The sequence below is a fragment of the Paenibacillus radicis (ex Gao et al. 2016) genome, assembly GCF_014641555.1.
Taxonomy (GTDB): Bacteria; Bacillota; Bacilli; order Paenibacillales; family Paenibacillaceae; genus Pristimantibacillus; species Pristimantibacillus radicis.
The window spans coordinates 40,130-62,691 of record NZ_BMHY01000023.1; the positions used below are offsets into that span (position 1 = coordinate 40,130).

Annotated in this window: 24 protein-coding genes and 4 tRNA genes; 21 read left to right on the forward strand and 7 right to left on the reverse strand. The window is 47.1% G+C overall.

Translation table 11 applies throughout. The features are described 5' to 3' along the window. Positions 1–118 precede the first annotated feature (118 nt). From pyrF to IEX98_RS28065, 8 genes are all read left to right on the forward strand, one after another. Entirely contained in the window at positions 119–844 is a 726-nt protein-coding gene (pyrF, locus tag IEX98_RS28030; protein ID WP_188892992.1) for an orotidine-5'-phosphate decarboxylase, read from the forward strand. 1 nt (position 845) lies between these two features. Next, the gene (pyrE, locus tag IEX98_RS28035) at positions 846–1,493 is read left to right on the forward strand and encodes an orotate phosphoribosyltransferase (RefSeq protein ID WP_229692432.1); all 648 of its coding nucleotides are present in this window, start codon (positions 846–848) and stop codon (positions 1,491–1,493) included. Between the two features lie 182 nt (positions 1,494–1,675). Continuing rightward, positions 1,676–3,403, forward strand: a complete 1,728-nt coding sequence (locus IEX98_RS28040; RefSeq protein WP_188892993.1) for a methyl-accepting chemotaxis protein — start codon at positions 1,676–1,678, stop codon at positions 3,401–3,403. A gap of 175 nt (positions 3,404–3,578) precedes the next feature. After that, entirely contained in the window at positions 3,579–4,346 is a 768-nt protein-coding gene (locus tag IEX98_RS28045; protein WP_188892994.1) for an ABC transporter ATP-binding protein, read from the forward strand. Further along, positions 4,312–5,388 (forward strand): efflux RND transporter periplasmic adaptor subunit, encoded by a 1,077-nt coding sequence (locus tag IEX98_RS28050; RefSeq protein WP_188892995.1) that lies wholly within the window; start codon positions 4,312–4,314, stop codon positions 5,386–5,388. The genes IEX98_RS28045 and IEX98_RS28050 overlap by 35 nt, the downstream gene beginning before the upstream one ends. Before the next feature lie 3 nt (positions 5,389–5,391). Next, entirely contained in the window at positions 5,392–8,280 is a 2,889-nt protein-coding gene (locus IEX98_RS28055) for an FtsX-like permease family protein (protein ID WP_188892996.1), read from the forward strand. 6 nt (positions 8,281–8,286) lie between these two features. After that, positions 8,287–9,171 carry an ABC transporter ATP-binding protein gene (locus IEX98_RS28060; protein WP_188892997.1) on the forward strand — a complete coding sequence of 295 codons (885 nt, stop codon included), beginning with the start codon at positions 8,287–8,289 and terminating at the stop codon, positions 9,169–9,171. Positions 9,172–9,177: 6 nt separating this feature from the next. Beyond that, positions 9,178–10,725 carry an ABC transporter substrate-binding protein gene (locus IEX98_RS28065; RefSeq protein ID WP_188892998.1) on the forward strand — a complete coding sequence of 516 codons (1,548 nt, stop codon included), beginning with the start codon at positions 9,178–9,180 and terminating at the stop codon, positions 10,723–10,725. Between the two features lie 97 nt (positions 10,726–10,822). On the opposite strand, the gene IEX98_RS28070 is transcribed toward IEX98_RS28065, so the two are convergent. Beyond that, positions 10,823–11,335, reverse strand: a complete 513-nt coding sequence (locus IEX98_RS28070; protein ID WP_188892999.1) for a 2'-5' RNA ligase family protein — start codon at positions 11,333–11,335, stop codon at positions 10,823–10,825. An 85-nt stretch (positions 11,336–11,420) separates the two neighbouring features. Here IEX98_RS28070 and IEX98_RS28075 point away from each other — a divergent pair, with 85 nt between their 5' ends. The 6 genes from IEX98_RS28075 (at position 11,421) to IEX98_RS28100 (ending at position 12,923) form a co-directional block, all read left to right on the forward strand. Continuing rightward, the gene (locus IEX98_RS28075) at positions 11,421–11,585 is read left to right on the forward strand and encodes a hypothetical protein (RefSeq protein WP_188893000.1); all 165 of its coding nucleotides are present in this window, start codon (positions 11,421–11,423) and stop codon (positions 11,583–11,585) included. Between the two features lie 123 nt (positions 11,586–11,708). Then, positions 11,709–11,785 (forward strand) — tRNA-Met (locus tag IEX98_RS28080). A gap of 35 nt (positions 11,786–11,820) precedes the next feature. Then, a tRNA-Ile gene (locus IEX98_RS28085) sits at positions 11,821–11,897 on the forward strand. Positions 11,898–11,914: 17 nt separating this feature from the next. Beyond that, positions 11,915–12,000: transfer RNA gene (locus IEX98_RS28090), tRNA-Leu, on the forward strand. Positions 12,001–12,414: 414 nt separating this feature from the next. Then, entirely contained in the window at positions 12,415–12,618 is a 204-nt protein-coding gene (locus IEX98_RS28095) for a helix-turn-helix transcriptional regulator (RefSeq protein WP_188893001.1), read from the forward strand. Between the two features lie 2 nt (positions 12,619–12,620). Next, positions 12,621–12,923, forward strand: a complete 303-nt coding sequence (locus IEX98_RS28100; RefSeq protein ID WP_188893002.1) for a hypothetical protein — start codon at positions 12,621–12,623, stop codon at positions 12,921–12,923. Positions 12,924–13,021: 98 nt separating this feature from the next. Here the strand turns inward: IEX98_RS28100 and IEX98_RS28105 are convergent, their stop codons facing one another. Beyond that, positions 13,022–14,338, reverse strand: coding sequence for a GHKL domain-containing protein (locus IEX98_RS28105; RefSeq protein ID WP_188893003.1), 1,317 nt, complete (start codon positions 14,336–14,338; stop codon positions 13,022–13,024). A 371-nt stretch (positions 14,339–14,709) separates the two neighbouring features. On the opposite strand from IEX98_RS28105, the gene IEX98_RS28110 reads away from it, so the two are divergent. The 3 genes from IEX98_RS28110 (at position 14,710) to IEX98_RS28120 (ending at position 16,835) form a co-directional block, all read left to right on the forward strand. Continuing rightward, positions 14,710–15,321, forward strand: a complete 612-nt coding sequence (locus IEX98_RS28110) for a histidine phosphatase family protein (RefSeq protein ID WP_188893004.1) — start codon at positions 14,710–14,712, stop codon at positions 15,319–15,321. Positions 15,322–15,464: 143 nt separating this feature from the next. Further along, positions 15,465–16,157: a ribonuclease H gene (rnhA, locus tag IEX98_RS28115; protein ID WP_188893005.1), complete on the forward strand. Its 693-nt coding sequence runs from the start codon at positions 15,465–15,467 to the stop codon at positions 16,155–16,157. A 12-nt stretch (positions 16,158–16,169) separates the two neighbouring features. Next, on the forward strand, positions 16,170–16,835 hold the full coding sequence (locus tag IEX98_RS28120) for a uracil-DNA glycosylase (RefSeq protein WP_188893006.1): 666 nt from the start codon (positions 16,170–16,172) through the stop codon (positions 16,833–16,835). Between the two features lie 64 nt (positions 16,836–16,899). On the opposite strand, the gene IEX98_RS28125 is transcribed toward IEX98_RS28120, so the two are convergent. Both IEX98_RS28125 and IEX98_RS28130 read right to left on the reverse strand, forming a co-directional pair. After that, positions 16,900–17,880, reverse strand: a complete 981-nt coding sequence (locus tag IEX98_RS28125; protein WP_188893007.1) for an S-layer homology domain-containing protein — start codon at positions 17,878–17,880, stop codon at positions 16,900–16,902. A gap of 197 nt (positions 17,881–18,077) precedes the next feature. Next, the gene (locus tag IEX98_RS28130; RefSeq protein ID WP_188893008.1) at positions 18,078–18,368 is read right to left on the reverse strand and encodes a hypothetical protein; all 291 of its coding nucleotides are present in this window, start codon (positions 18,366–18,368) and stop codon (positions 18,078–18,080) included. Positions 18,369–18,978: 610 nt separating this feature from the next. On the opposite strand from IEX98_RS28130, the gene IEX98_RS29595 reads away from it, so the two are divergent. Continuing rightward, a complete protein-coding gene (locus IEX98_RS29595; protein ID WP_374705392.1) occupies positions 18,979–19,203 on the forward strand; it encodes a DUF6557 family protein in 225 nt (74 codons plus the stop codon). A 57-nt stretch (positions 19,204–19,260) separates the two neighbouring features. Here the strand turns inward: IEX98_RS29595 and IEX98_RS28135 are convergent. Both IEX98_RS28135 and IEX98_RS28140 read right to left on the reverse strand, forming a co-directional pair. After that, positions 19,261–19,335: transfer RNA gene (locus IEX98_RS28135), tRNA-Val, on the reverse strand. A gap of 74 nt (positions 19,336–19,409) precedes the next feature. Further along, positions 19,410–20,579, reverse strand: coding sequence for an acyltransferase family protein (locus tag IEX98_RS28140; protein WP_188893009.1), 1,170 nt, complete (start codon positions 20,577–20,579; stop codon positions 19,410–19,412). 189 nt (positions 20,580–20,768) lie between these two features. On the opposite strand from IEX98_RS28140, the gene IEX98_RS28145 reads away from it, so the two are divergent. Next, the gene (locus IEX98_RS28145; RefSeq protein ID WP_188893010.1) at positions 20,769–20,936 is read left to right on the forward strand and encodes a hypothetical protein; all 168 of its coding nucleotides are present in this window, start codon (positions 20,769–20,771) and stop codon (positions 20,934–20,936) included. 92 nt (positions 20,937–21,028) lie between these two features. Continuing rightward, positions 21,029–21,274, forward strand: coding sequence for a DUF3892 domain-containing protein (locus IEX98_RS28150; protein ID WP_188893011.1), 246 nt, complete (start codon positions 21,029–21,031; stop codon positions 21,272–21,274). A 66-nt stretch (positions 21,275–21,340) separates the two neighbouring features. Here the strand turns inward: IEX98_RS28150 and IEX98_RS28155 are convergent, their stop codons facing one another. Then, positions 21,341–22,066 carry an MBL fold metallo-hydrolase gene (locus IEX98_RS28155; protein WP_188893012.1) on the reverse strand — a complete coding sequence of 242 codons (726 nt, stop codon included), beginning with the start codon at positions 22,064–22,066 and terminating at the stop codon, positions 21,341–21,343. A 127-nt stretch (positions 22,067–22,193) separates the two neighbouring features. Between IEX98_RS28155 and IEX98_RS28160 the strand changes: the two genes are divergently transcribed. Beyond that, the gene (locus tag IEX98_RS28160) at positions 22,194–22,394 is read left to right on the forward strand and encodes a hypothetical protein (protein ID WP_188893013.1); all 201 of its coding nucleotides are present in this window, start codon (positions 22,194–22,196) and stop codon (positions 22,392–22,394) included. The last annotated feature ends 168 nt before the right edge of the window (positions 22,395–22,562 follow it).

A 22,562-nucleotide genomic window follows, 5' to 3' on the forward strand; every position in this document is an offset into this window, starting at 1 on the left:
CAAGTGAAAGCACGGCCAGCGCTGTTGCTTCGCAAGTCCGGGCCTTTGCGGCACCGGTCTTGCGAAGCCGGTGGATGGCCGTTTATTACGGGTAAAAACCGAAAGGGGCATATAAACGATGGGATTAACGCGTGAGCAAGCAGCCGGTAAAATTATGGTTGCTCTCGATTATGCCGATGCTGCGGCTGCTGAGCGGCTGCTGCAAGAGCTGCAAGGCATTCCGTGCTATATGAAGGTAGGCATGCAGCTGTTCTACGCAGCCGGGCCGTCCTTTGTCGAGGAGTTAAAGAACAAGGGGTATCTGGTTTTCCTTGATGTGAAGATGCATGATATTCCGAATACGGTCAAAGGCGGCGCGGGCAGCGTAACGAAGCTGGGCGTCGACATGTTCAACGTCCATGCAGCCGGTGGAGCTGCAATGATGGAAGCAGCTCTGGAAGGCGCAGAAGCAGCACTTCTTTCTGGACAAGCCCGTCCAGCTGTTATTGCGGTGACGCAGCTTACCAGTACAAGCCAGGCTACGCTGAATAATGAGATTGGAATTGCTGGAACCGTGGAAGATGCAGTCATTCGCTATGCCCAGCTTGCGAAGCAGGCAGGGCTGAATGGAGTCGTAGCTTCTCCGATGGAAGTCGAAGCGATTAAAGCTGCTTGCGGCGCTTCGTTCCAGACGGTTACCCCCGGTATTCGTCCAAGCGGAGCAGCACTGAATGATCAATCCCGTATTATGACGCCGCGAGAAGCATTGAATCAAGGCACAGACTATATGGTTATCGGCCGTCCAATCACGGCTGCCAGCGAGCCTCGTGCTGCATTAGAATCCATTATTGAGGAGCTGATCTAAGATGAGTGAAGTGACATTAACGAACCTGCCGGCCCAAATTGCGGCCAAATTGCTGGAGATTGAGGCGGTGGCGCTTCGTCCGAATGAGCCGTTCACTTGGACGTCGGGCATTAAATCGCCGATTTATTGCGACAATCGGCTGACGATGTCTTATCCGGCTATTCGCGATCTGATTGCAGAAGGCTTCGCAGCCGTTATTCGCGAGAACTATCCAGATGCGGAAGTCATTGCCGGAACTTCGACGGCGGGCATTCCTCACGCCGCTTGGGTATCGCAGAAGCTGAATTTGCCAATGGTCTACATTCGCGACAAAGCGAAAGGACATGGCAAACAGAATCAAATCGAAGGCAAGATCCAGCCTGGACAAAAGGTAGTCGTCATTGAGGATCTGATCTCCACGGGCGGAAGCTCCCTCAAAGCGGGTCTGGCTGTCCGCGAAGCTGGAGCAGAAGTGCTCGCGGTGCTTGCAATCTTTACGTATCAATTCGAATCGGCTTCCGCCGCTTTCGCAGCAGAAAATATGCCGCTTGAGACGCTTTCGAACTATACGGCACTTATTCAAACTGCACTTGAAGCTGGCAAAGTCGAGAGCGGAGACGTTGAATTGCTTCAATCCTGGCGTCAAGCCCCCCATTCTTTCGGCAAGTAAGATAAGAGCCGATCGATAGTGCTTGTTAGCCCAAAAGACCTTTCATTGCGAAAGGTCTTTTTTGCCTTTTTCGACAGTTTTTTGTGCAAAGTTTGCTGCTATTCCATGTTGTTTCCAAATACATCTGCCGATATATTAGGATATAACTTTCATTCAGACATGGTAAAAGGGGCGGAATGCGGATGAGATTTAACTTGAGATGGAGACTGGCTTTAATTGGGGTGCTCCCGCTTTTTTTCTATGTGTTCTCAGGGTTGTATTTGCTAGGTGAACTGGAAAAGACGAATAACAGAATGTCACATGATGTCTACGGGGTCTCTAACCGGACGACTACGCTCGTCTTGAATGCAGACAGGGACTTGTATCAAGCCTTGTCGGCTTATCAGTATTTGACTGAGGATGAGACCAGCAGCGCGGACAAGGAAAAGTGGAAAAAAGACCTGGAGCTAAATATGAAGGAAGCCTCAGACAGGCTGACAGAAGCCGGGGAAATTATGAAGTCAAACGGTTTGATGGAACTGAAGGATGAGGAGTCTGGCATATCCATCGCCCAGCTATCCGAGAAGTTCATCACCGACTTCATGGCTTGGTCGGAATCGATTACGAAAGCAGCCGCATCGGATTATGACGGGGCTGTCGATTTGAAGATCCGTGAGCAGTTTGAAGCGACCCGTTCCGGTCTGGATTCAATCGGGAATGTGCTGAATCAATATGCGGAAGATCAAATCAACAGCAGCGAGAAGCAATTTAAAGGGACACAAATCGGAAATTTAGCTGGTATGGTATTCGTTTCTATTGTATTGGTTTTACTGATATTCTTCTCGATTCGGACGGTTATGCGCACGGTTAATACTGTCATGAGAAAGACGCAGATGGTAACAGACGGCGATCTGACTGCCGAGACGAGCTTGAAGTACAACAAGGATGAGCTTGGCGATATTTCGCGGTCCGTGGACCGTATGATTGAAGTGATGAAGCAGCTCATTACCGGGATTGCCTCCAACGCGCAGGATGTTGGTGCTTCGTCCCGGCAGCTAAACGAAGTCTCCAAGGAATCGGCCGCTGCCTCGCATCATGTGGCAACCAATATTCAGGAGGTTGCGAACGGCACAGAGGTGCAGGCGCGCAGCGCGGAGGAGACCGCGAAAGCAATTGAGGAGATGACGATCGGCATTCAGCGGATTGCGGAAAATACGACAACTGCTGCAGAGCAGTCGATGTCTACTTCGGCGGAGGCTGGTCAAGGTCAAGAAGCGCTGGAGCGGCTTGTTGAGCAGATGGGTATGGTCAAAAAAGTGATCGGGCAATTGTCGGATGTTATCGGTCATCTGCAGGTTCGTTCCCAGCAAATCGGCTCGATTGCCGATAATATTACAGTGTTTGCGAATCAGACGAATATTTTGTCGCTTAATGCTTCCATCGAAGCGGCTCGTGCGGGTGAGCAAGGCCGCGGATTTGCCGTCGTTGCCGGTGAAATACGCAAGCTGGCGGCGAATTCATTGGAATCTGCGGATGGCATTCATCAGCTAGTTGCAGAGACAAGAAGCGATATTTCAGGAGCTTCGGATTATATGTCGCAGACGTTGACGGAAGTCGATCGCGGGAACGAACGGGTTGCGGAGCTTCAACAAAGTCTGACAGTAATCGTGGAAGCGATTGACAGTATGACAGAGCAGCTGCAGGAGAATTCGGCAATTACCCAGCAAATGTCCGCAAGCTCTGAGGAAGTGAACGCTTCGATGGAGCAGTCCGCATCGTCAGCTGTCTCCAATCTGGAGCGTACGGAGAGCGTTGCAGCAGCGACGGAAGAGCAGCTGGCGCTGATGGACAGCATCGCTTCGGCTGCGGTTCATCTCGATGATATCGTTGGCGAATTGAACCGCGCGATCCATCATTTTAAAGTAAAATAGAGGTTTGAAAAGGATGCTGAATTCGCATATTCCGTTATGAAAACGGGCGAATTCAGTTTTTTTATTTTTAAGGTAGAAGATATTGCATATTGATGTAACTTTTTCACCTCGTCCTGCGTCTAATCGTGTAAGATGAGAATTATGAAGAGGGTAAGGGGAGGTATGGCAGCAATTCATGTTATTCAAGAAGCGGGTTAACGCAGAAGTGGAGCAGACGGAGCAGACAGAGCCAATAGAGCAAAGCGTACAGCCGCCCGACAAAAAGTTACATAACGGCAAGCTGTTGGAGGTTATAAATGTAGAACGCGTATTCCAAGCGGGCGGCGCTCCTCTGAAAGTACTGAAGGGTCTGAACATGGAGCTCAGGCCTAGTCAGCTTGTAATGCTCCGAGGCAGATCCGGCTCAGGTAAAACGACGCTGCTCAATTGTCTGGGAGGACTCGATACACCGACGACCGGGGAAATCTGGTTTGGCGGCAGACCCTTCCATAAGATGAGTGACGATGATCGGACGCTGGTCCGTCGCAAGGAAATGGGATTTATATTTCAGGCGTTCGCGCTTATGCCGCTGCTGTCGGCATGGGAGAACGTCGTTCTGTCGCTTCGAATGGCGGGTACGCCGCGAGCGCTCTGGAAGGACCGTGCCGCTCATTGCCTTGAGCTGGTAGGCCTGGAGAAGCGGATGCATCACCGGCCGTTTGAGCTTTCGGGGGGCGAGCAGCAGCGGGTTGCGATCGCAAAGGCAATCGCGCATCAGCCTATATTGCTGCTGGCGGATGAACCGACGGCGGAGCTGGATTCGAATATGTCTGCGCAGATTATGGCAGTCTTTCAAAATATCATTCGCACCGAACAAGTTACGATATGTATGACTACACACGATCCTACGATTTTGGAGGTTGCCGATCATGTCTATGAAATGGTGGACGGGAAGTTTATTTAAACGAAGTGCAATTATTATGTTATCAGCATCCATTATGCTAACGAGCGGCTGCTCGCTATTGCCGAAGGAAAGCGAGGAGGAAGTGCTGCCTTCTATCGCTCCGCCGCAAATTGCGAAGAAGCCTGAATACGAAGTGACAACGACTACGCTCGAATCGACAGTGCAAGTGGTCGGGAAATTGATTTCCATGCAAGAAGAGACGCTGTTCTTTACACTGGGCGAGAAACATCTGAAAGAGCTCAATGTGAAGGTTGGCGATAAAGTTGAGGCTGGCAAAGTCATTGGCGTGCTAGACGTCGATCTCATGCAAAGAGACTTGAGAAATGAGCGTCTGTCCTTTAAACGCGAAGAGAACTTAATGAAAGATACGCTTCGTCAGAAGGATGAGATGGACCCGATTGAGTTTGAGGAGAAAATGATCGCGTTCGAAGAGAAGAAACAGAAGATTTCCGATCTGGCGGAAGAAATCAATAAAGCGACGCTCGTTGCGCCTTTCAGCGGCACCATCGTTACGCTGAAAGTGAAAAAGGGCGATATGATCAAAGCGTATGATCCTATCGTCGTTATCGCGGATACGAGCAAGCTGACGGCTGCAGCGAAGCTGTCGAAGGATGACATCGCCAAAATTGCTGTCGGCATGCCGATCTCCGTAGAGATCAATAACGCAGGGAAGTTCAAGGGTTCGGTGAAAACGATGCCGATCGTAAGTGACGATCAAAATAACGGGGGCAACGGCGGAGGCAATCCGAATGGACAGCCGGAGCAAGAGCGTCCGGAGGATTTCATGCTCGTCGAGATTAAGGATATGCCTAAAAATCTAAACCGCGGCACCCCGTTATCCATTACCGTCATTACAAAAAGGAAGGAAAACGTTATCGTTATTCCGCCGTCAACACTTCGTACGCTTGGTCCGCGCACCTATGTACAGGTTGTGGATGCAGAAGGCAAACGCGAGGTGGATGTGGAGATTGGCCAGCAAACGCCAACACAGATTGAAATTGTATCAGGGCTGAAGCCGGGGCAGAAAGTCGTAGGTCGATAGCTAATGGGAATACCCTTATTCCGGTTTCTATTTCGTAAAATGTGGAATACCCGCTGGCTTACAATCAGCACGCTAGCGGGTTTGACGATGGCTGTTGCGTTTGCAACGAGTATTCCGATGTACGCGGACGGCGCCTTGAAACGGGTAGTCGCCCAGTCGCTCCAACAGAAGAGCACAGGTCTTCCAGCAGGCTCGCTGCTGATGCGGTATCAGTCTCAGGGCGGGAAGACGGATCTGGCTGCCTTAACGGATGTCAGCTCTTTCATAACTGAAGAAGTACCAGGGAAAATTGGGTTTCCTTATGATACCGCCGTTCGCACGTATTCCATTCGAAGCGCGGATGTCATTCCCGAGGACCCTAATAAGGTAGATGCAAGCCGAAGCAGACAGCTGACGATGATGTCGATGTCGGGCCTCAAGGATAAAGTCGAATTGGCTCAAGGACGCTGGTTTGTCGATGCTCCCTCTGATGGACTGATTGAGACGGTCATGTTCGAGGAAGCGATGTTCCGCAACGACGTCCATGTCGGCGATGTGTTTGAATATCCGGTATACGGCGGGCTGAACTTGACGCTTCGCGTCAAAATCGTCGGGGCGATTAAGCCTTTGAACGAGTCCGATCCGTTCTGGTATCAAGGTCTTGAAGGTCTGATGAGTACGTTCCAAATTAGCGAGCAAGCGATGACTAAATCCTTGTTTGAGAAAGCGGGCGTTCCGCTTCACAATGCTAGCTGGTATTACGCTTTCGACCTGTCCAATGTGAAGACGAGTCAACTCTCGCCGCTTGGACGTACGCTGGAGAGGCTGAATATTGAGCTCTATCAAAAGCTTAAGGAAACGAGAGTCGAGATTTCTTTCGCCGATACGCTCAATGAATTCAAAAAGCAAAGCCTGCAACTGCAAACGCTGCTGTTCACGCTGGCAGCGCCAATGATAGCGATGGTATTCTACTTCATCGCGATGAATGCGCGCCAATCGCTCGACAAGCAGCGGAGCGATATCGCCGTGCTGCGAAGCCGGGGCGCGGGGACGAGGCAGATTATATGGATCTATCTGCTGGAGGGCCTTCTTTTAGGCGGCGTAGCCATGGTGATAGGTCCAATGCTGGGCTGGTACATGGCCAAAAGCATCGGTTCGGCGAATGGCTTCCTGTCATTCGTCAACCGGAAATCGATACCGGTCGGTTTCTCGACAGAGGCGATCATTGCAGGCGGCGCAGCTGTACTGCTGGCAATCCTGTCCACAGTTATTCCGGCTGTCTTTTATGCAAGATCGTCGATCGTCAGCTATAAGCGGGACTTGGCCCGTTCGGACCGCAGCCCGTTCTGGCAGCGCTGGTTCCTGGATGTCTTGCTGATGGGTGCAGCTGGTTACGGCTGGTATCTATTCAATCAGCGTCAAATGCTGACGTTCCAGACCGGGATGACAACCGACCAACTGAATGTGCAGCCGTTTCTCTTTTTCGTGCCGGCGCTTGCCATATTCGCATTCGGATTGTTTTGCTTAAGGCTGTTTCCGTGGCTGCTTAAGCTCTTTAATTGGCTGGGACGAAAGTTTTTGCCGGTGCCGCTTTATCTGACACTGACGCAGCTGTCCCGTTCATCCAAAGGTTACTATCCGTTGATGATTTTGCTGATCTTGACGTTAGGTCTTGGCGTGTACAATGCGTCGGCTGCGCGTACGATCGATCTGAACTCTACGGAACGCACGCTTTACAAATACGGCTCAGATGTCATTATCCAAACGTCTTGGTACGGTACACCTGAATTTAAGCAACCTAGCGGCAACAATGGCGGAGGCGGTGGCAATGGTGGAGGCCAAGGCGGCGGAGGCAATGGCGGAGGCGGTCCAGGTGGCGGCGGTGGCGGTGGCGGTCAAACCCCGCCAAGCAAAATGTTGTACACAGAGCCGCCGTTTGAATTATTCCGCAAGCTGGAAGGCGTTGAGGCAGCAGCCCGCGTTCTCCAGACGAAAGGCAATGTTGTCGTATCCGGCCGTTCGATCGGCCAAGGAACAGTTATGGGCATCGACAATGTCGATTTTGCTAAAGTGGCCTGGTTCCGCAATGATCTGTTTCCGACACATCCTTATAACTATTTGAATTTTTTAGGCAAGTATGAGCAAGCAGCACTTATTCCTTCCAAGGTGGCCGAGAAATATCAGCTGAAGCCGGGCGATCCGATTTCTGTAGGCTTTGCGGAAGGCAAGCTTGATTTTGTCATCGTAGGCATTTTGCCGTACTGGCCGAGTCAGTACCCGGATCAGTCGCCGTTTGTCATCACGAATTTGGACTATATTTATGATCAGCTTCCGATTATGCCTTATGAGGTTTGGCTGAAGATGAAGCCGGATGCGAAGGTTGCTCCGATCATCACAGCGCTGCAGAAGGCAGGCTTGGAACTGGCGTCCGTGAAGGACGTTCGAACCGAGCTGACGGTTCAATCGAAACATCCAACCCGCGGGGGCGTATTCGGCATCCTGTCGCTTGGATTCCTCGTTTCGGTCATCGTCACGCTGATGGGTTATGTGCTTTACTGGTTCTTTAATCTATCCGGCCGCGTCGTTCAATTCGGCGTACTGCGGGCGATGGGGCTGTCCCGCAAGCAATTGACCGGCATGCTGCTATTGGAGCAGCTGTTCACGGCGGGGCTGTCTATCGGACTTGGCGTTGTAATCGGCAAAGTAACAAGTTTACTGTTCCTGCCGTTTCTGCAGACTGCGGAGAATGTAGCGGATACCGTTCCTCCGTTCCGGGTTATTTTCGACTCGAAGGATACGAACCAGCTTTACGCCGTCGTCGGATTTATGATGCTGACGGGCGCCATGCTGCTTTTCCTGCACATCCGCAGGCTGCGTGTGCATCAAGCGGTCAAAATGGGAGAGGAGCGGTAATCAACTATGATCGATTGCGAAGGTCTCGTCAAAATTTACAAGTCGGACGATCTTGAGGTCGTCGCTCTGCAAGGCTTGAACTTGAAGGTGGAAGACGGAGAGCTGATGGCCATTATCGGCAACAGCGGAAGCGGCAAATCAACTCTCCTGAACATATTGGGTGGTCTTGACCACCCTTCCGCTGGTTCCGTACGTGTAGGACCGTGGGATTTGCTGAAAATTACGGATGAAGAGCTTGTGAAGTACAAGAGGGAAACCGTCGGCTTCATTTGGCAGAACAATGCCCGTAATCTATTGCCGTACTTGACGGCTTTGGAAAATGTGGAGATGCCGATGATGCTCTCAGGCAAAGTAGACCGTCCTTACGCAAAGCAGCTGCTGGAATGGGTTGGTCTGAAGGAACGGATGCACAACAAGCTGCATCAGCTCTCCGGCGGTGAGCAGCAGCGGGTTGCCATTGCGATATCCTTGTCCAATCGTCCGAAAATGCTGCTTGCCGATGAGCCGACCGGCTCCGTCGACACGGCTACCTCTGATTTGATCATGGGCATTTTCCGCAGGCTGAACCGCGAGATGGGCATTACGATTGTCATCGTAACCCATGATCTGTCGCTAGCCGGTAAAGTGGACCGGGTCGTGGCGATTCGCGACGGGCTTACAAGTACCGAATTCATTAAGCGGAATCCGAATATGACTTCGGGTGGAGGTGAGGAAGAGCATACGGGTACAGGACTGCAAGCCGTACACGAGGCTTATGTCGTCGTCGACCGCGTAGGCCGATTGCAGGTACCGAAAGAATATTTGACAGCACTTGAGATCAAAGACAAAGCAACAATGGAATTTGACGGTGAGCGTATCATTATTACGCCGCCTAAATCACTGGGGGGATAGGACAATATGAACAAGGGGAAAGCGGTTAGAAAATGGGGATCTATCATCATGGCGCTAACGATGGTAATCGCTCTTCTGTCAGCATGCAGCGGAAGCGGAGGGAATAGCGAAGCGGATAAACGCGTACTTCGAATTGGTGTACTGTACGGAAGCGGAGACAATGATCAATATTTCCGTCAGCAATATACCGATATGTATGAAATGACGCATAAAAACATCGAATTCGAAATCGTTAATGCGATTGACTGGAACGATCAACGTTACGAAACACCTAATCCGGATGGAACGAACAACCAGCCGGATCCTTATGAGAAGATGAAAGAAATGCTTACCGGCAAAAACCCGGTAGACGTTGTTGTCATTGACTACAGCATGCTGCGCAGATTGACGCAGGATAACCTGCTTAAGCAGCTTGATCCGCTCATTCAGAAAGCTAAATTCGATTTGAGCGACTACGTTCCGACTGTTATCGACGGCATTAAAGCAGCGGGCGACGATAATCTGTATGCGTTGACGCCAACCTTCTCATCTTCTGCACTTTATTATAATAAGAAAATCTTTGCGGACGCTGGCGTTGAGCCTCCAACAGACAACATGACATGGGATGATGTCATTGCGAAAGCCCGTCTGGTAGCTAACGGCAATGGTGTGGACCGCAAATACGGTTTGTCGATCAGCCGCTGGGGTGGCGACGGCTTCTATGATGCCCAAAACTTCGGCGCTGCGCTGCAGCTGAAAATGTGGGATGACAAAGGCGAGAAAATGCTTGTAAACTCCAGTGACTGGGAAATGGTATGGACGACGATTGCAGGTCTGTACAAAGAGAAGCTTTCACCGACGCAAGAGGATATGCAAAAAATCAACGAAAAACTAATGTCGGGTGATGATAGAGGAGGGTATAATCCTGTCTCCGGCGATATGTTCCTGGGCGGCAAAGTGGCAATGACCGTAGGGGATTACGGTTATATTAACGAAATCAACAATACGATGAACAACGCATCGAAAATCAAAGGCTTTGAAACGTTTGAATGGGATGTCGTTACACCACCTACACATGCGACAAAACCGGGCATCGGCGGCAACATCTACTACAGCCAACTGATGGGGATTAACCAAAACGCGCAAAATCCGGATGACGCTTGGAAATTTATCGAATTCACGAACAGCAAAGAATGGGCTGAGTTGAAAGCCCGCAGCACATCCGAGCTGGTATCGCGTAAAGAGTTCATTAAGCCGAAAAACGGCGCAAGCTATAACATTAACGCCTTCACGACGTTGAAGCCGGTTCCTCCGACTTCCACCGATGCCGAAGCGTTGTGGCGTACAAAACCAAACCTGTGGGAAGCGCAACAACCTGGCTATGATTTGTTCCAGCAAGTCATCAAAGGCGATAAGACGGTCAAAGAAGCCTTGCAGGAATGGGAAACGAAGGGTAATGCTATCCTGGAGAAAATGAAGAACAATCCGAATGGCGGCGTCACTGACGGAGGCGGCACGATCGATGTGAAGCCTCTTAATGAAGAAGAAGCCTTAAAAGCAGCATCCGGGGGCTGATCTCATTTTCAGCTCAATAGATTGAATTAATACGAGCAACGCGTACGGGACGTCTAAACGTCCTGTGCGCGTTGCTCGTTTTGTTAGGTCTGAAGGTTCAGCCGCGGAACTGGAACGACTGATAAGCGGTCCAGAAGCCGTTCTCCGTCGCATGAAGCAGATGTACCCGGTCTATGACAGATTCCAGACTCACGTCAGACATACGAAGGTTGCCATATAGGTCATGCAGCTCGTCTGGATCCATCTGCTGCCCAATCGTAACATGCGGCGTGTATACGAAGTTAGGAGCGGGTATGGCTAGCGGTCCGCTGCATATCGCCTGCTGAAGCTGTTGAACGGGTAATGGGTCCTCCAGTGCCAAATAAAGCACATTGCTGACGGGAAAAAAGGTGGACACCCGATTAAACCGAATGGTGAAGGGCGATAAAGTGGAAGCGACCGCGTCCAAATGTGCTACGGCTTCCTTCAATCGCTCGTTAGACAGGTCTCCCTTGTCCCGGATGGTCAGATGAGGCGGTATAGCGTTGTATTTTGGATCATGGCGAATACGCCAGTCATTGGCGAAATCCTGAACCTCTTTCGACGGAAATACAGCAATGCCGAATTGCATGATCATCAGCTCCTTTTCGCTCCGTGGGAGCATCTTTATATTCTGCTAAATTAGGGTACTCTATAAGTCAAGGAGGGATACGACAGTGAGATGGATATATTGGGTTAGGCTGTACGAGACGAAATTTCAGGCGGGCGTCCTCGTTCGAAGGATGGAAAATGACTGGTGGGTATACGGCTACGATTGTCCGAGGGAGATCGAAGTGTTCCGTTCACGCAAGGGAAGATACGGTGTCCGGTTTCTTCCGTAAAGCTTCAAAAATGGCGTTGTTCATTTATTTTCCTCAGCAGAGAAAAAAATGCTTGACTATGGAGTAGCGTATATTGTATATTAATTGATGTCGCCATTACGATGTTTTACCAAATGGAACTGTCGCGGGGTGGAGCAGCTCGGTAGCTCGTCGGGCTCATAACCCGAAGGTCGTAGGTTCAAATCCTACCCCCGCAACCAACCTTTCGAATAAATGTCGCACGGACATTTTACGAGGGCCCTTAGCTCAGTTGGTTAGAGCGGTCGGCTCATAACCGATTGGTCGGGGGTTCGAGTCCCTCAGGGCCCACCATTTGAAACATCAACCATGCCGGGGTGGCGGAACTGGCAGACGCACAGGACTTAAAATCCTGCGGTGGGTGACCACCGTACGGGTTCGATTCCCGTCCTCGGCATACTATAAAAAACCTTGCACTTATTGGTTTTTTACGATGTACATACTTGTAGTAAAAACATAGTCTTGTTTGTTTAATTAAATAGACAGGATTGATAAAACCTCCTTTGACGTATCTGACTAGATCAGGTAGCCCGAAGGAGGTTTTTTCGTTTGTTATGCAGAATAAAAATATGCTTCTAACAAGTTATTGAGAAGGCTCAGCGCTTATTAGTGAAAAATCCCGCTTCATCATTATTCGTACAATTGTACGTATATGATGAAGCGGGATTTTTTATATTCACTATACCGTGTTAACTTTGTGATTTCAAAAAGATATTACTCCGGGCGAAAAAAGTAAAGGCCACTTGACATTATATACGAGTGTAAAGTATCCTTTACGTAAAGGTTGCTTTACATGAAGGGCAGGGATAGCATGAAGCATCGATTGAAGGAGCTAAGGGCTGCAAATGGATGGACGCAGGAAAATTTGTCCGAGCAGGTTGGCGTTTCTCGGCAAACGATCATCTCCATCGAAAGCGGGCGTTACAATCCATCATTGGAACTAGCCTATAAGATCGCTAAAGCATTTCGTTGCACAATTGAAGATGTGTTTATATTTGAGGAAGGAAGTGAGTAGTCATGAGTACGGATCAGCTTGTCGGCTTGGCAGGAATACTTGTCGGTGTTTTTTTTGGGGCCCTTGGTGTATGGCGGGGGATTAAAAAAGCAGCTAAAAACAGAGGAATCGATGAACGCTTAAAAGCTATTGTGGCAAAATCGCATAGCAGTTCCTGGATGATTACATTAGCATCAATCTATTCTATATTTATTTTATATGCATTAGGCGTGAAGTTTTCTGTTCCGGCCGCGCTAGGTACTCTTCTATTTATTCAAATAGGGGGCTGGAGCCTTTCGTTCTTTTTCTATAATAAGAGGTATTAGAGAAAGTGAAATAAAGTGACAGTCGTGCAAGATTCGAGTGCGATTAAAAAACCTCCTTCGACATATCTGACTAGATCAGTTGTCGCAGGAGGTTTTTGTTAAATCGTAATCTGGATTAAAATGATTTCTTCCTCATAATGGAGAGTGATATCACCTTGATATTTTTCAACCGTTCTTTTTATAATCGATAATCCGTTGCCCCGTAATCCGTCACCATTTTCCTTAGTTGTGTATCCAACTTGGAATAAATTCTTTTGCTCCTTTACAGAAAGCAGTGCAGGATTTTCAATCGCAAATGTATACTTCGAACCAATTGCTTTGCAGATTACTCGAATTATTTTAGACTGTGAACCCTCGTATATATCAGAAGCCTCAATCGCATTATCTAAAAGGTTGGAGATGATCTTCACCAAATCCATGGACTCAATTCGATTAAAATCACTTTGGTCTATATCAAATTGAATCCGTATATTTTTGGATTGAGCCAGCTCCCATTTGCTTTGGAGCAGAACCATTAGAATGGGATTCTTTACTCGTAAGGATAAATCCATTGCTTTTGAATCCATTGTAATTTGTTTTAAATAGTCACTTGTTTTATCATACAGCTTCAATTGCATTAAACCGTTCAGAACCTGCAAATGATTCATTAAGTCGTGCCTGCTTGATTTTAAGGTAGCTACAATGTTTCCAAGCTCTAAAATAAATATTTTCTCTGAATCTTTTAAGTCCTGCTTTAAACGAAGTCTATACCATTTATTTAAAAAGAAAACGACCGTGATAAGAGCAATTGCAAATAAGATATCAATGGCAAAAGTGATTTCGTTGCTTTTTATGACTTGAAGGCTGACTTGCTCTAAGTCTTTTGCATCAATATCAATTCCGATAACACCTAATATCTCACCATGTTCATCGTAAAACGGGACGCCAACTGAGAAATAGGAGTCATTGTGATCTCCTTTAATAATACTTGTAAAGTAATTCTGACCCTTCTTTGCTTGAGAAACTTGAGCAGCAGGAACCGTACAGGGTGCGCCAATAGGTATTTCATGTACGATACTTGGCACTGCTGCTACCATTGTTTTGGTGACTTCACTTTCATCCAAAAATAAAACGTAAACGTATAACGCGTTAATACGGCTTCGATATTCTTCTAGATATCGTTTTGTTTTTCTATAATTTTCGTCATCTTCAGTTGGGGTTAATAAAAATTGCTGATAAGTTTCTTTGTCTATACCATTAGCAATATTTTCAGCAATGGCGATATATTGCTTCGCAAGAGCAATTCGTGCTGATTGTTCAGTTGAGTAATAGGATACTAATATCTTTGAACTGGTTAAAATGCTGAGTATGATAAAGGAAATAAGTATAAAAATAAGGATACGTTTATTGGGATAAAATCCTTTGAGTTTCAACATAAAATTCCTTTCTTTAAAACATTCTGTAAAAATCACTTTGATGATATATCTGGTCGTCTTCCGGCTATGTATTTATCGTGATAAAACGCTGTATTTATTCTATCTATTTGTTGATTTAGATGCTAATTGCAGTTCTTGAAAAGGTTCTCGTTCTTTCCTATTAGCTCTAAGCATACTACTTCCTCTTGTGGACCTTTGTCAAGAAAGTGAACGGTAAATCTCTCCTCCTCATGCTATAATAACATCAAAATTTATACAGAAGGCTGCTGGATATAGAAGGAATTCAAGGCGTAGAGGATGGCGGTTATTCCAGGTTCCTTTTTTAAGGTATAATGAATGTGTCAAATATTGCGCAGATGGAGGCTTCTTACATGGACACTAAATTATACTTGGCTCGTCACGGAGAGACGGAATGGAATGTCGTTCACCGCATGCAAGGTTTCAAAGATTCTCCATTAACCGAGCTTGGCAAGCAGCAAGCCGAATGGTTGAGAAGTGCAATGGATGCTGTTCCTATAGATGTCATATATGCAAGCTCGAGTCCGAGAGCACTGCAAACGGCCCAGCTTGTACGAGGTGATAGAGATATCCCTCTCGAAACCACGGAAGCTTTCATAGAGATGGGGTTTGGGATTTGGGAAGGACGTCTGCAATCGGAAGTTCAGACGGAATATCCGGAGCAATGGGATCATTTCTGGAACAACCCTGACAAGTTCGGAATTGAGAATAGTGAGACGTATGCACAGATGCAAGCTAGAGTCATTCATAAACTGCAAGATATTCTAGAGAATCATGCGGGGCAATCCATACTTATTGTTACGCATACCGTTATTATTAAGATGCTAATGGTTTATTTCGAAGGCAAGGAAATGACACAGCTTTGGAGCCCGCCGGAGATTCATCCCACTAGCCTTTCCCGGATTGATATTACAGACAATGTGCCTAAGGTTGTATTGCACGGGGACATCAGTCATTATCAATAAAGAAAGCTTTTCATAGCTGGAACTGCCCTCTCCCGTCTGCTATAATAGGGACAGATCAAGGGTACATAACGAAGAATGATATCCTCCTTCAGGGCGAGCATTGAAGGAGGATTTTTATTGCCGCAAATAAGGGGTGTGAAATAATGGCAGCAAGCAAATATTATGTCGTTTGGGTAGGGAAAAGCACTGGCGTATATGCAACATGGAAGGAATGCCAAGAACAGATCAACGGTTTTCCTGACGCAAAATATAAGTCGTTCGAGTCCAAGGCGCTCGCCGATCAGGCGTTCAAAGAGGGCTGGAAGGGCTATTGGGGAAAAGGCGGCTCAGCAAGCAAGTCGGGCAGCAGCGGTGCGTCATCAGCCAAAGGGAAGCCGTATGCGACTGCAGCAAGTAAAAGCACCACACCGCTCCCTCGTGCCGCTCTGGAGATCGATTATGACAGTATCTCGGTAGACGTAGGCACACGGGGCAATCCGGGTCCAGTGGAATATAAAGGCGTCGATACACAGACGGGCGATATTTTGTTCTATGTGGGTCCTATTCCGAATGGAACGAACAACCTCGGCGAATTCATCGCCGTCGTTCATGCGCTGGACTATTTGAAGAAGCAAGGCAGCAGCAAAACGATCTACAGCGACTCCAGAACAGCATTGGCATGGCTGCGCAACAAGAAGATCGCTTCGTCGCTTACGCGCGATGACTCGACCAAACGGATCTGGGAGCTTGCCGACTGGGCGCTGGATTGGCTCCGTTCGAATACGTATAGCAATCAGGTTGTGAAGTGGAACACGGAAGAGTGGGGAGAAATCAGAGCCGATTTCGGGAGGAAATAGGAGGCAGGCAGCATGGAATTGAACAATGATTGGGCAGAACTGCTGAAGAACGAACAGGAACAGCCTTATTATAAGAAGCTAGAGGCATTTTTGAATGAGCGTTATGCATTAGCTAATGTTTATCCAGAACGCTCCGAGCTGTTTACGGCATTGCAATATACATCGCTTGCTGAGACGAAGGTCGTCATTCTCGGCCAAGATCCTTATCACGGTGAAGGACAAGCACAGGGACTAAGCTTTTCCGTTAAGCCGGGAGTGGCAATCCCTCCGTCTCTACGCAACATCTATAAGGAGCTGCATGATGATATCGGTTGTCCGATTCCATCGCATGGCTCGCTGCTCTCCTGGGCCAAGCAGGGCGTTCTGCTGCTCAATACCGTCCTATCGGTTGAAGAGGGGCTGCCAAACTCTCATAAGAGAGCGGGCTGGGAGCATTTTACGGATCGGATCATCGCTTTGCTGAATGAGCGGGAACGGCCGGTCGTCTTCCTATTATGGGGGAAGCATGCGCAGGACAAGGCATCATTCATTAATACGGACAAACATCCCGTGATCGCTACCGTTCATCCGAGTCCTTTAGCCGCTAGAAAAGGGTTTTTCGGCAGCAAGCCGTTCTCTAGAGCTAATGAATACCTACGCGCTATCGGCAGCGATGAAGTCGACTGGACGATTGACTAATTATATGAAAATAAAAAGCGCCGCTCTTCCTATAATAGGAGGAGCGGCGCTTTGTTGCTGTTTATTAGGAGATAGGGAAGCCGGTCGAACCGCTTGCAGCGCCCTCATCGATAGGGAACCCTGTGGAACCATCAACCGGTTGATCCGGTGTGAACAGAACGGGCTTCAGCTTCGCATCAATGTAAGTCGACACTTTCGCTTCCGTTACGACTTGCGGATACATTTTATCCGGATCAGGATCAGTTACTTCGACATGAATAACCGCTTGATCTCCGTCAAAGGAGATGGAGACGATCTTCAGTCCATAGCCAGGGTGAGGAAGCTGTGCGCTGATCGTCACTTTTGCGATGTCGGCATTGACTTTCTCAGTCGTCAGCTTGTAATCCACGTGTGGCTTCGGATCTGTTACTGGAGGTGTGTTTTGCACGAATTGTATGCCATCATAAAGCCATGCAGCCGCTTCTCCGCGTGTAATTGCTGTTTTTGGGTGGAAGTTTTGTTTTGCATCCAGGCTGGCGATTTTAAGATTGAGCAGCTTTTGAATGCTGTCCATGTAATCGGCATTGACGCTTTTCTCATCATTCAACACTTGGTACAGTTCGATAAAGGCGAAATCGCCTTTCGTCATAATCGCTTTAAACAGGTGATGCGCGAATTGCTCGCGAGTCATTTCGTCGTCAGCCTTCACATCGACAGGAATATCGAGTCCGTTGTATTGGGCGATAATGACCGCATCAGAGTACCAAGCATCATCTTTGAGATTTTTGAAATGGTCAGTTACCTTAGGCGCTTTAATAAAACGGATGTTATCAATGTTCAGTTCCAAACCTTTTACAATCATCGAAATGCCAGCAGCGTAAGTAAGTTTGCCATTCGGATTGAACTTGCCGTCTTTTTCCCCGCCGATAATGCCTTTCTTCTGGAGCGCTTCGATCTTGCTTTCATTCGGATTGTTTTTCGTATCGCTGAAAGCCCATACTGATTGACTTAAAGAGAATACGAGCAGCATCGTTAACGCTATTACGATTAACGGTTTTTTTCTCATGGGATCATCTCATCTCTTCTAGAATTTGCTATAGCATAAAGTTTGACGGGGATGACGGCTGCAATGTTGCAGTAAGGTCAATAAAAATAAAAAACGGTAACAAAGTCCCTGGAATAGGGCTGTTACCGTTTAATTTTTGCCATAGAAGCGGGGTTATAACCGGATGCTGAAAATGATTTTCAAGGTATGCGGCTTGATTAGTGCAAGGTTGCGGCAGGCAGCTCTACAGTCGTTCTTGGATATTTGTAATCATCCCGGAAGCAGGTCGTGTCGCTGTCGTAAGCGGATTGGGACAGACGGTGCGATATTTCAAAGACCGGCAGCTTCGGATTAACGTGAAGTGCGGAATCGTAGAACGAGCATCTATTGAAATCGAAGTTTAAAGTCGTAATGATGATGACACAGTTCGTAAAGGTACAGCCGATAAAATGGAATCCGTCAAACGCGATCGTTTCATTGCTGAAATGTTCGTTCTCTATTACTTTCATTTTTTCACTCTCCTATACATGGTTGAGACAGCATAGAGATTATTGTAACAGATGCAGGATACAATAATTGTCAGAATTTGAACGGGAGAATGGATTATTTATCGACATGATTTTTCTTAATGTAATTATCCCAACATATGGTATAATCAACTCGTAAATGGGTGGGTTATTTGGGGAAGGGGTGCTTAAAATGCAAATTACTAATTATTATATTTTAAAGTATATTTCTCATTTATTAGTAATGACCTCTATTGGATATGCTATTTATTTATTTTTAGATTTATTTGTATTTGTAGCAGGAGTAAGTTCAAACGACGGTTATCGATTGTTTTATCTTATCCTTGCTATACCTTATCCCATCCTCATCTCGATTATAATGAATCTATTAATTAGACGAGACATTGTACAAGGCAAAGCAGCGATGGTTAAAAGATTACTTCAATTATTTCCGCTCATCTGTTTATTGAGTACAGTAGGGGAGTTTTTATTGATGTCGTTAGATTATTCATCGTTAATGGGCGTAGTTTGCTTATTCATATCTATCCTATTATTTTGTATAGCTTGTGTTTTGTTCATATATGATTTGAAACATTGAGATAAGAGGAGGAAAATTGATGCTTCTCTTTGTTTTGACGTTTGCGGTAAAGATGATGAGTGGACTGGATACTCTATTGCATCGAGCAAGTTTACTGAATGGCTGGGATACTACATCGATGGAAAATCATTAAATGCAATTACAGTCGATAGTTTTGTCGCCCATTGTCTTTGGGAAATGACCTTTTATTATGGATTTGATGATAGCAAAACGAATTATTGTCCATCTATAGTCGAATGAGAAGAATCTTGAAAAAAGAAAAAACCCTTGCTACACAAGGGTTTTGAATGTCTATTATGGTAGGACGGATGGGGATCGAACCCATGACCCCTACCCTGTCAAGGTAGTGCTCTCCCGCTGAGCTACCGTCCTGCGATAGTTAATATAATACCACAAAATAAAATGTGAAATCAAGTATTAATTTAAGGGATTTATTATTTATAGCCTCAATTCAATTTTGCGACTGGCTCAGATGGTTGATGCGCCCCTTTGTTGCTTCGTTTACCGATCCGTTTGCCCCATTTGATAGCAGGCGCTTCGATATAGTTATAGGAAGCCGCAGCTATAAGTATAGTCCAGATGAAAGCCAACACATATATTATTGCAAGCGGCAGTTTGCCGTAAAGCAAGTAGATGAAGCTAAACAGCACGAGCAGGTGGTATAGGTACAGGCTATAGGAGATATCACCGAAAAAGGCAATGATGCGGACGCTGAGGAGTTTTGTCACTCGGGCTGAACCAAGTGCGATGACGATCAGTATGACGCAACTGGCGGCTGTTGTGTAGTCATCGAGTATTTCTTGGTAGTCGCGTAATCCGATGCGGTTCCCTACCGCCATGGCGAGCTCCGAGTAGGTGAATAGAATGTACGCCAGACCAAGCAGGCTCCACTTCCAAGCTTTTGAGCTTTTTACGAAAAGACCAACGATGAACTCTCTATGCTTGGCCAGCAGTCCGCCGATGAGAAATATGGTGGCGTAGTGGAGGGTATCTACAAAGCCGGTGTGGAATCCATAGCTGTGATCATAACCGAAGATGTTTTTGGTGCCGCTAATTGCAGAAAGAGCCAGGCATAGCCCAAGTACCGTTTTCCAATTCCATTTCATAATAATGAGGGCGAGCAAGGGGAAAATGATCGAAATTCTCATCTCCTGAACCAATGACCAGATCACGTTGTTGTATAAGTTGGAATTATAATTTCCGATAAGAAGCAGATTTTCGACTACGGATTTTACGGTTGTTGGCTCATTCCAAGAGGAATTAAACCAAGTGCTAAGCGCTGGTATTCCTCCGGTTGACAGCCATGAGCTGAGGAGGATCGAGAACACCATCGCAAACCAGAATGGAACGTAGATTCTCAAGATTCTTTTTAATAGAAAGGTTCTGTAGGAAAAGGCACTGTTTTTCAAAAACGGCAGCATAAGCACAAAGCCGCTGAGCAAGAAGAACAGAATGACAGCGCCGTGCCCATTTTTTATAAACCCAAGGGGCGAGAATTTAAACAATAGGTCGGAGAGGGCTGGCTTAACCTCTACTAAATAATAATGGCTGAAAATAACAGCAATTGCTGCTAAGCCCCTCATGGCGTCCAATTGCCCAATACGGTTTTTATTCATCACTCTCATCCTCAATCTATTTATTTGATACAAATTGTATCATAATGTTCGGAAATTGAGAAGACTTTACCGGTATTTTTATGGGCAGGAGAGCATAGTCGCCTTTAAGCAGGCATACATATACCAATCAGGCTTGCAGCTTGCAGGGCAAGTATGCAGCGGAAACCTACCTTTGAGGAGGGCGTTCGTTTGGCGGCGGAGTATGCCCATTTGGCCATATGGTTAATTGGCTTGTTTGGTATTGTCATTACTGTAAGCGTTTGTGTTCTCAAGTTTGTCGTTGAAGATTCATTCAGTTATGATCAAACCTTTCTCTGGAGAAGGAAGCTTCCTGCGGAATGCCTCAAAAAGGAATAACAATAGCCCTCTGCTGGGCATGCTACTGGAGTGTTTGAATTCGGGCAGCATATCAACGTATGTACGCTGTCTATAAAAAGGAGAGTGCAAGCATGAGTCCAGCAGACGAGGGGCAGCGCGAGCATATCGTAGCTGTTCAGAAAAACGGAGACGGCGATTTAACGTCGTTCAAAACGTCGTCAGGCCGTATTCTTGATTACGCTACAGCGCTTCAAGAGGTTCAGGAAGGGCATATTGCGGGCGTGAATGCCTTTAAAGGAAGAGATGGAGAGCTGCATATTCGCGGAGACGCGGATGGCGATCCGACAAACAATTTGGATCAGCTTCCTACTTTCTAAGTGGTTGATAAAAAAATAGAACAGCCGCCAGCGCGTAACACTAAGCGCTGGCGGCTGTTTTTTTATTTATATGGAATAGGATTGCCGTTGCTTAACGAACTGCATAGGTCCTGTCCGGCCGATATATTCCTCCATCGTATCTCCATAATGCATAAGCATGACCTTGGATTGAACGTCATCCGGCAGCGAGAGGAGCTCCTGAAGCGAGGCGTGAACAACGCCCGGCGATTGCAGTTGGCAATCATGATAGATCGTCTGAACACCCTCATCTACCAGACGCTGCAGAAGCGCTGCATTGAACTTCATATCCGCCGAATAAAAGAAACGGTCATTAAATAGGAAAGAGTAGCTCAGTTTCCCCGTTATGTGATCGGTTTGAATGAGGCGAACATTAAGGCCAGGGTGCAATTCGTAATCGACGCCATCCTTAAGTGGTCTTACGTCGAAGAAATCGCTCATCGCGTTGAGCGGCTCTTGCGTCAGTCCGCCGCGAAGCGTCTGCTCCCATAGCGTATCGACAAGTCCTTCAGCGATATACATCACCGGCTTTTTACCGTAAAGAAACATCATTTGAAACGCATATTCCTCTAAGCCGCCTACATGGTCGGCATGGATATGGCTGACCAGCACGGCATCCAGGTCGTTGAACGAAAGTCCGGCTGCATGCAAGGAGCTAGGCAGCGTAATGCCGCAGTCGACGAGAAGCTTGTAACCGTCAAGCTCGATGAGGCCGTTGTTGTTGTCATATTTTTTGGCAAATGCGCTCCCTGTTCCGAGCATCGTAATATTCATGGTTAACTCCTCCAATTGTTATTTCACCACTTTATCAAATGTTGCGCAAACTGACAAACGAAGATACACATTTCGCCCGATCCACATATAATGCATCAGCATAACGGTGGAAGGGGCGGAAATTAGAATGAGCAAAGGGAAGGCAAAGGTCATTAAGAAAAAGGCGGCAAGCGATAGAAAGCAATACCATTACAAGCTGGTGTTGTCGGGCACCTGCGGCGTATGCAAAACGCCATGCGCGCGAGGAATGAAGTATTGGGAAAGAATGCAGGAGCCGGGGGCGCTGGGAAAAGGCGTACCTTGCGTATTAACCCGCACATACGGGTAATTAAGGGCTGGGGGCAGTGAAAGATTTCCCAGGCAAGCGCTTTATTCTACAGCATTTGACAGCCGGAAACGGCAATGATTTCCACCCTAAGACTCAAGTTAAAAATATGATTTTTTTACCGCAACTTTCATCTATAGGCCGAGTATAACCTTACATCCAAAGAGTAAC

Excerpts from the sequence above, each read along its gene's own strand:
- IEX98_RS28150 (WP_188893011.1), top strand. The coding sequence starts at position 21,029 with ATGAGTCCAGCAGACGAGGGGCAGCGCGAGCATATCGTAGCTGTTCAG.
- rnhA (WP_188893005.1), top strand. The coding sequence starts at position 15,465 with ATGGCAGCAAGCAAATATTATGTCGTTTGGGTAGGGAAAAGCACTGGC.
- IEX98_RS28095 (WP_188893001.1), top strand. The coding sequence starts at position 12,415 with ATGAAGCATCGATTGAAGGAGCTAAGGGCTGCAAATGGATGGACGCAG.
- IEX98_RS28140 (WP_188893009.1), bottom strand. The coding sequence starts at position 20,579 with ATGAATAAAAACCGTATTGGGCAATTGGACGCCATGAGGGGCTTAGCA.
- IEX98_RS28120 (WP_188893006.1), top strand. The coding sequence starts at position 16,170 with ATGGAATTGAACAATGATTGGGCAGAACTGCTGAAGAACGAACAGGAA.
- IEX98_RS28045 (WP_188892994.1), top strand. The coding sequence starts at position 3,579 with ATGTTATTCAAGAAGCGGGTTAACGCAGAAGTGGAGCAGACGGAGCAG.
- IEX98_RS28110 (WP_188893004.1), top strand. The coding sequence starts at position 14,710 with ATGGACACTAAATTATACTTGGCTCGTCACGGAGAGACGGAATGGAAT.
- pyrE (WP_229692432.1), top strand. The coding sequence starts at position 846 with ATGAGTGAAGTGACATTAACGAACCTGCCGGCCCAAATTGCGGCCAAA.
- IEX98_RS28155 (WP_188893012.1), bottom strand. The coding sequence starts at position 22,066 with ATGAATATTACGATGCTCGGAACAGGGAGCGCATTTGCCAAAAAATAT.
- IEX98_RS28040 (WP_188892993.1), top strand. The coding sequence starts at position 1,676 with ATGAGATTTAACTTGAGATGGAGACTGGCTTTAATTGGGGTGCTCCCG.
- IEX98_RS28130 (WP_188893008.1), bottom strand. The coding sequence starts at position 18,368 with ATGAAAGTAATAGAGAACGAACATTTCAGCAATGAAACGATCGCGTTT.
- IEX98_RS28100 (WP_188893002.1), top strand. The coding sequence starts at position 12,621 with ATGAGTACGGATCAGCTTGTCGGCTTGGCAGGAATACTTGTCGGTGTT.
- IEX98_RS28160 (WP_188893013.1), top strand. The coding sequence starts at position 22,194 with ATGAGCAAAGGGAAGGCAAAGGTCATTAAGAAAAAGGCGGCAAGCGAT.
- IEX98_RS28055 (WP_188892996.1), top strand. The coding sequence starts at position 5,392 with ATGGGAATACCCTTATTCCGGTTTCTATTTCGTAAAATGTGGAATACC.
- IEX98_RS28060 (WP_188892997.1), top strand. The coding sequence starts at position 8,287 with ATGATCGATTGCGAAGGTCTCGTCAAAATTTACAAGTCGGACGATCTT.
- IEX98_RS28070 (WP_188892999.1), bottom strand. The coding sequence starts at position 11,335 with ATGCAATTCGGCATTGCTGTATTTCCGTCGAAAGAGGTTCAGGATTTC.
- IEX98_RS28050 (WP_188892995.1), top strand. The coding sequence starts at position 4,312 with ATGTCTATGAAATGGTGGACGGGAAGTTTATTTAAACGAAGTGCAATT.
- IEX98_RS28125 (WP_188893007.1), bottom strand. The coding sequence starts at position 17,880 with ATGAGAAAAAAACCGTTAATCGTAATAGCGTTAACGATGCTGCTCGTA.
- pyrF (WP_188892992.1), top strand. The coding sequence starts at position 119 with ATGGGATTAACGCGTGAGCAAGCAGCCGGTAAAATTATGGTTGCTCTC.
- IEX98_RS28105 (WP_188893003.1), bottom strand. The coding sequence starts at position 14,338 with ATGTTGAAACTCAAAGGATTTTATCCCAATAAACGTATCCTTATTTTT.
- IEX98_RS28065 (WP_188892998.1), top strand. The coding sequence starts at position 9,178 with ATGAACAAGGGGAAAGCGGTTAGAAAATGGGGATCTATCATCATGGCG.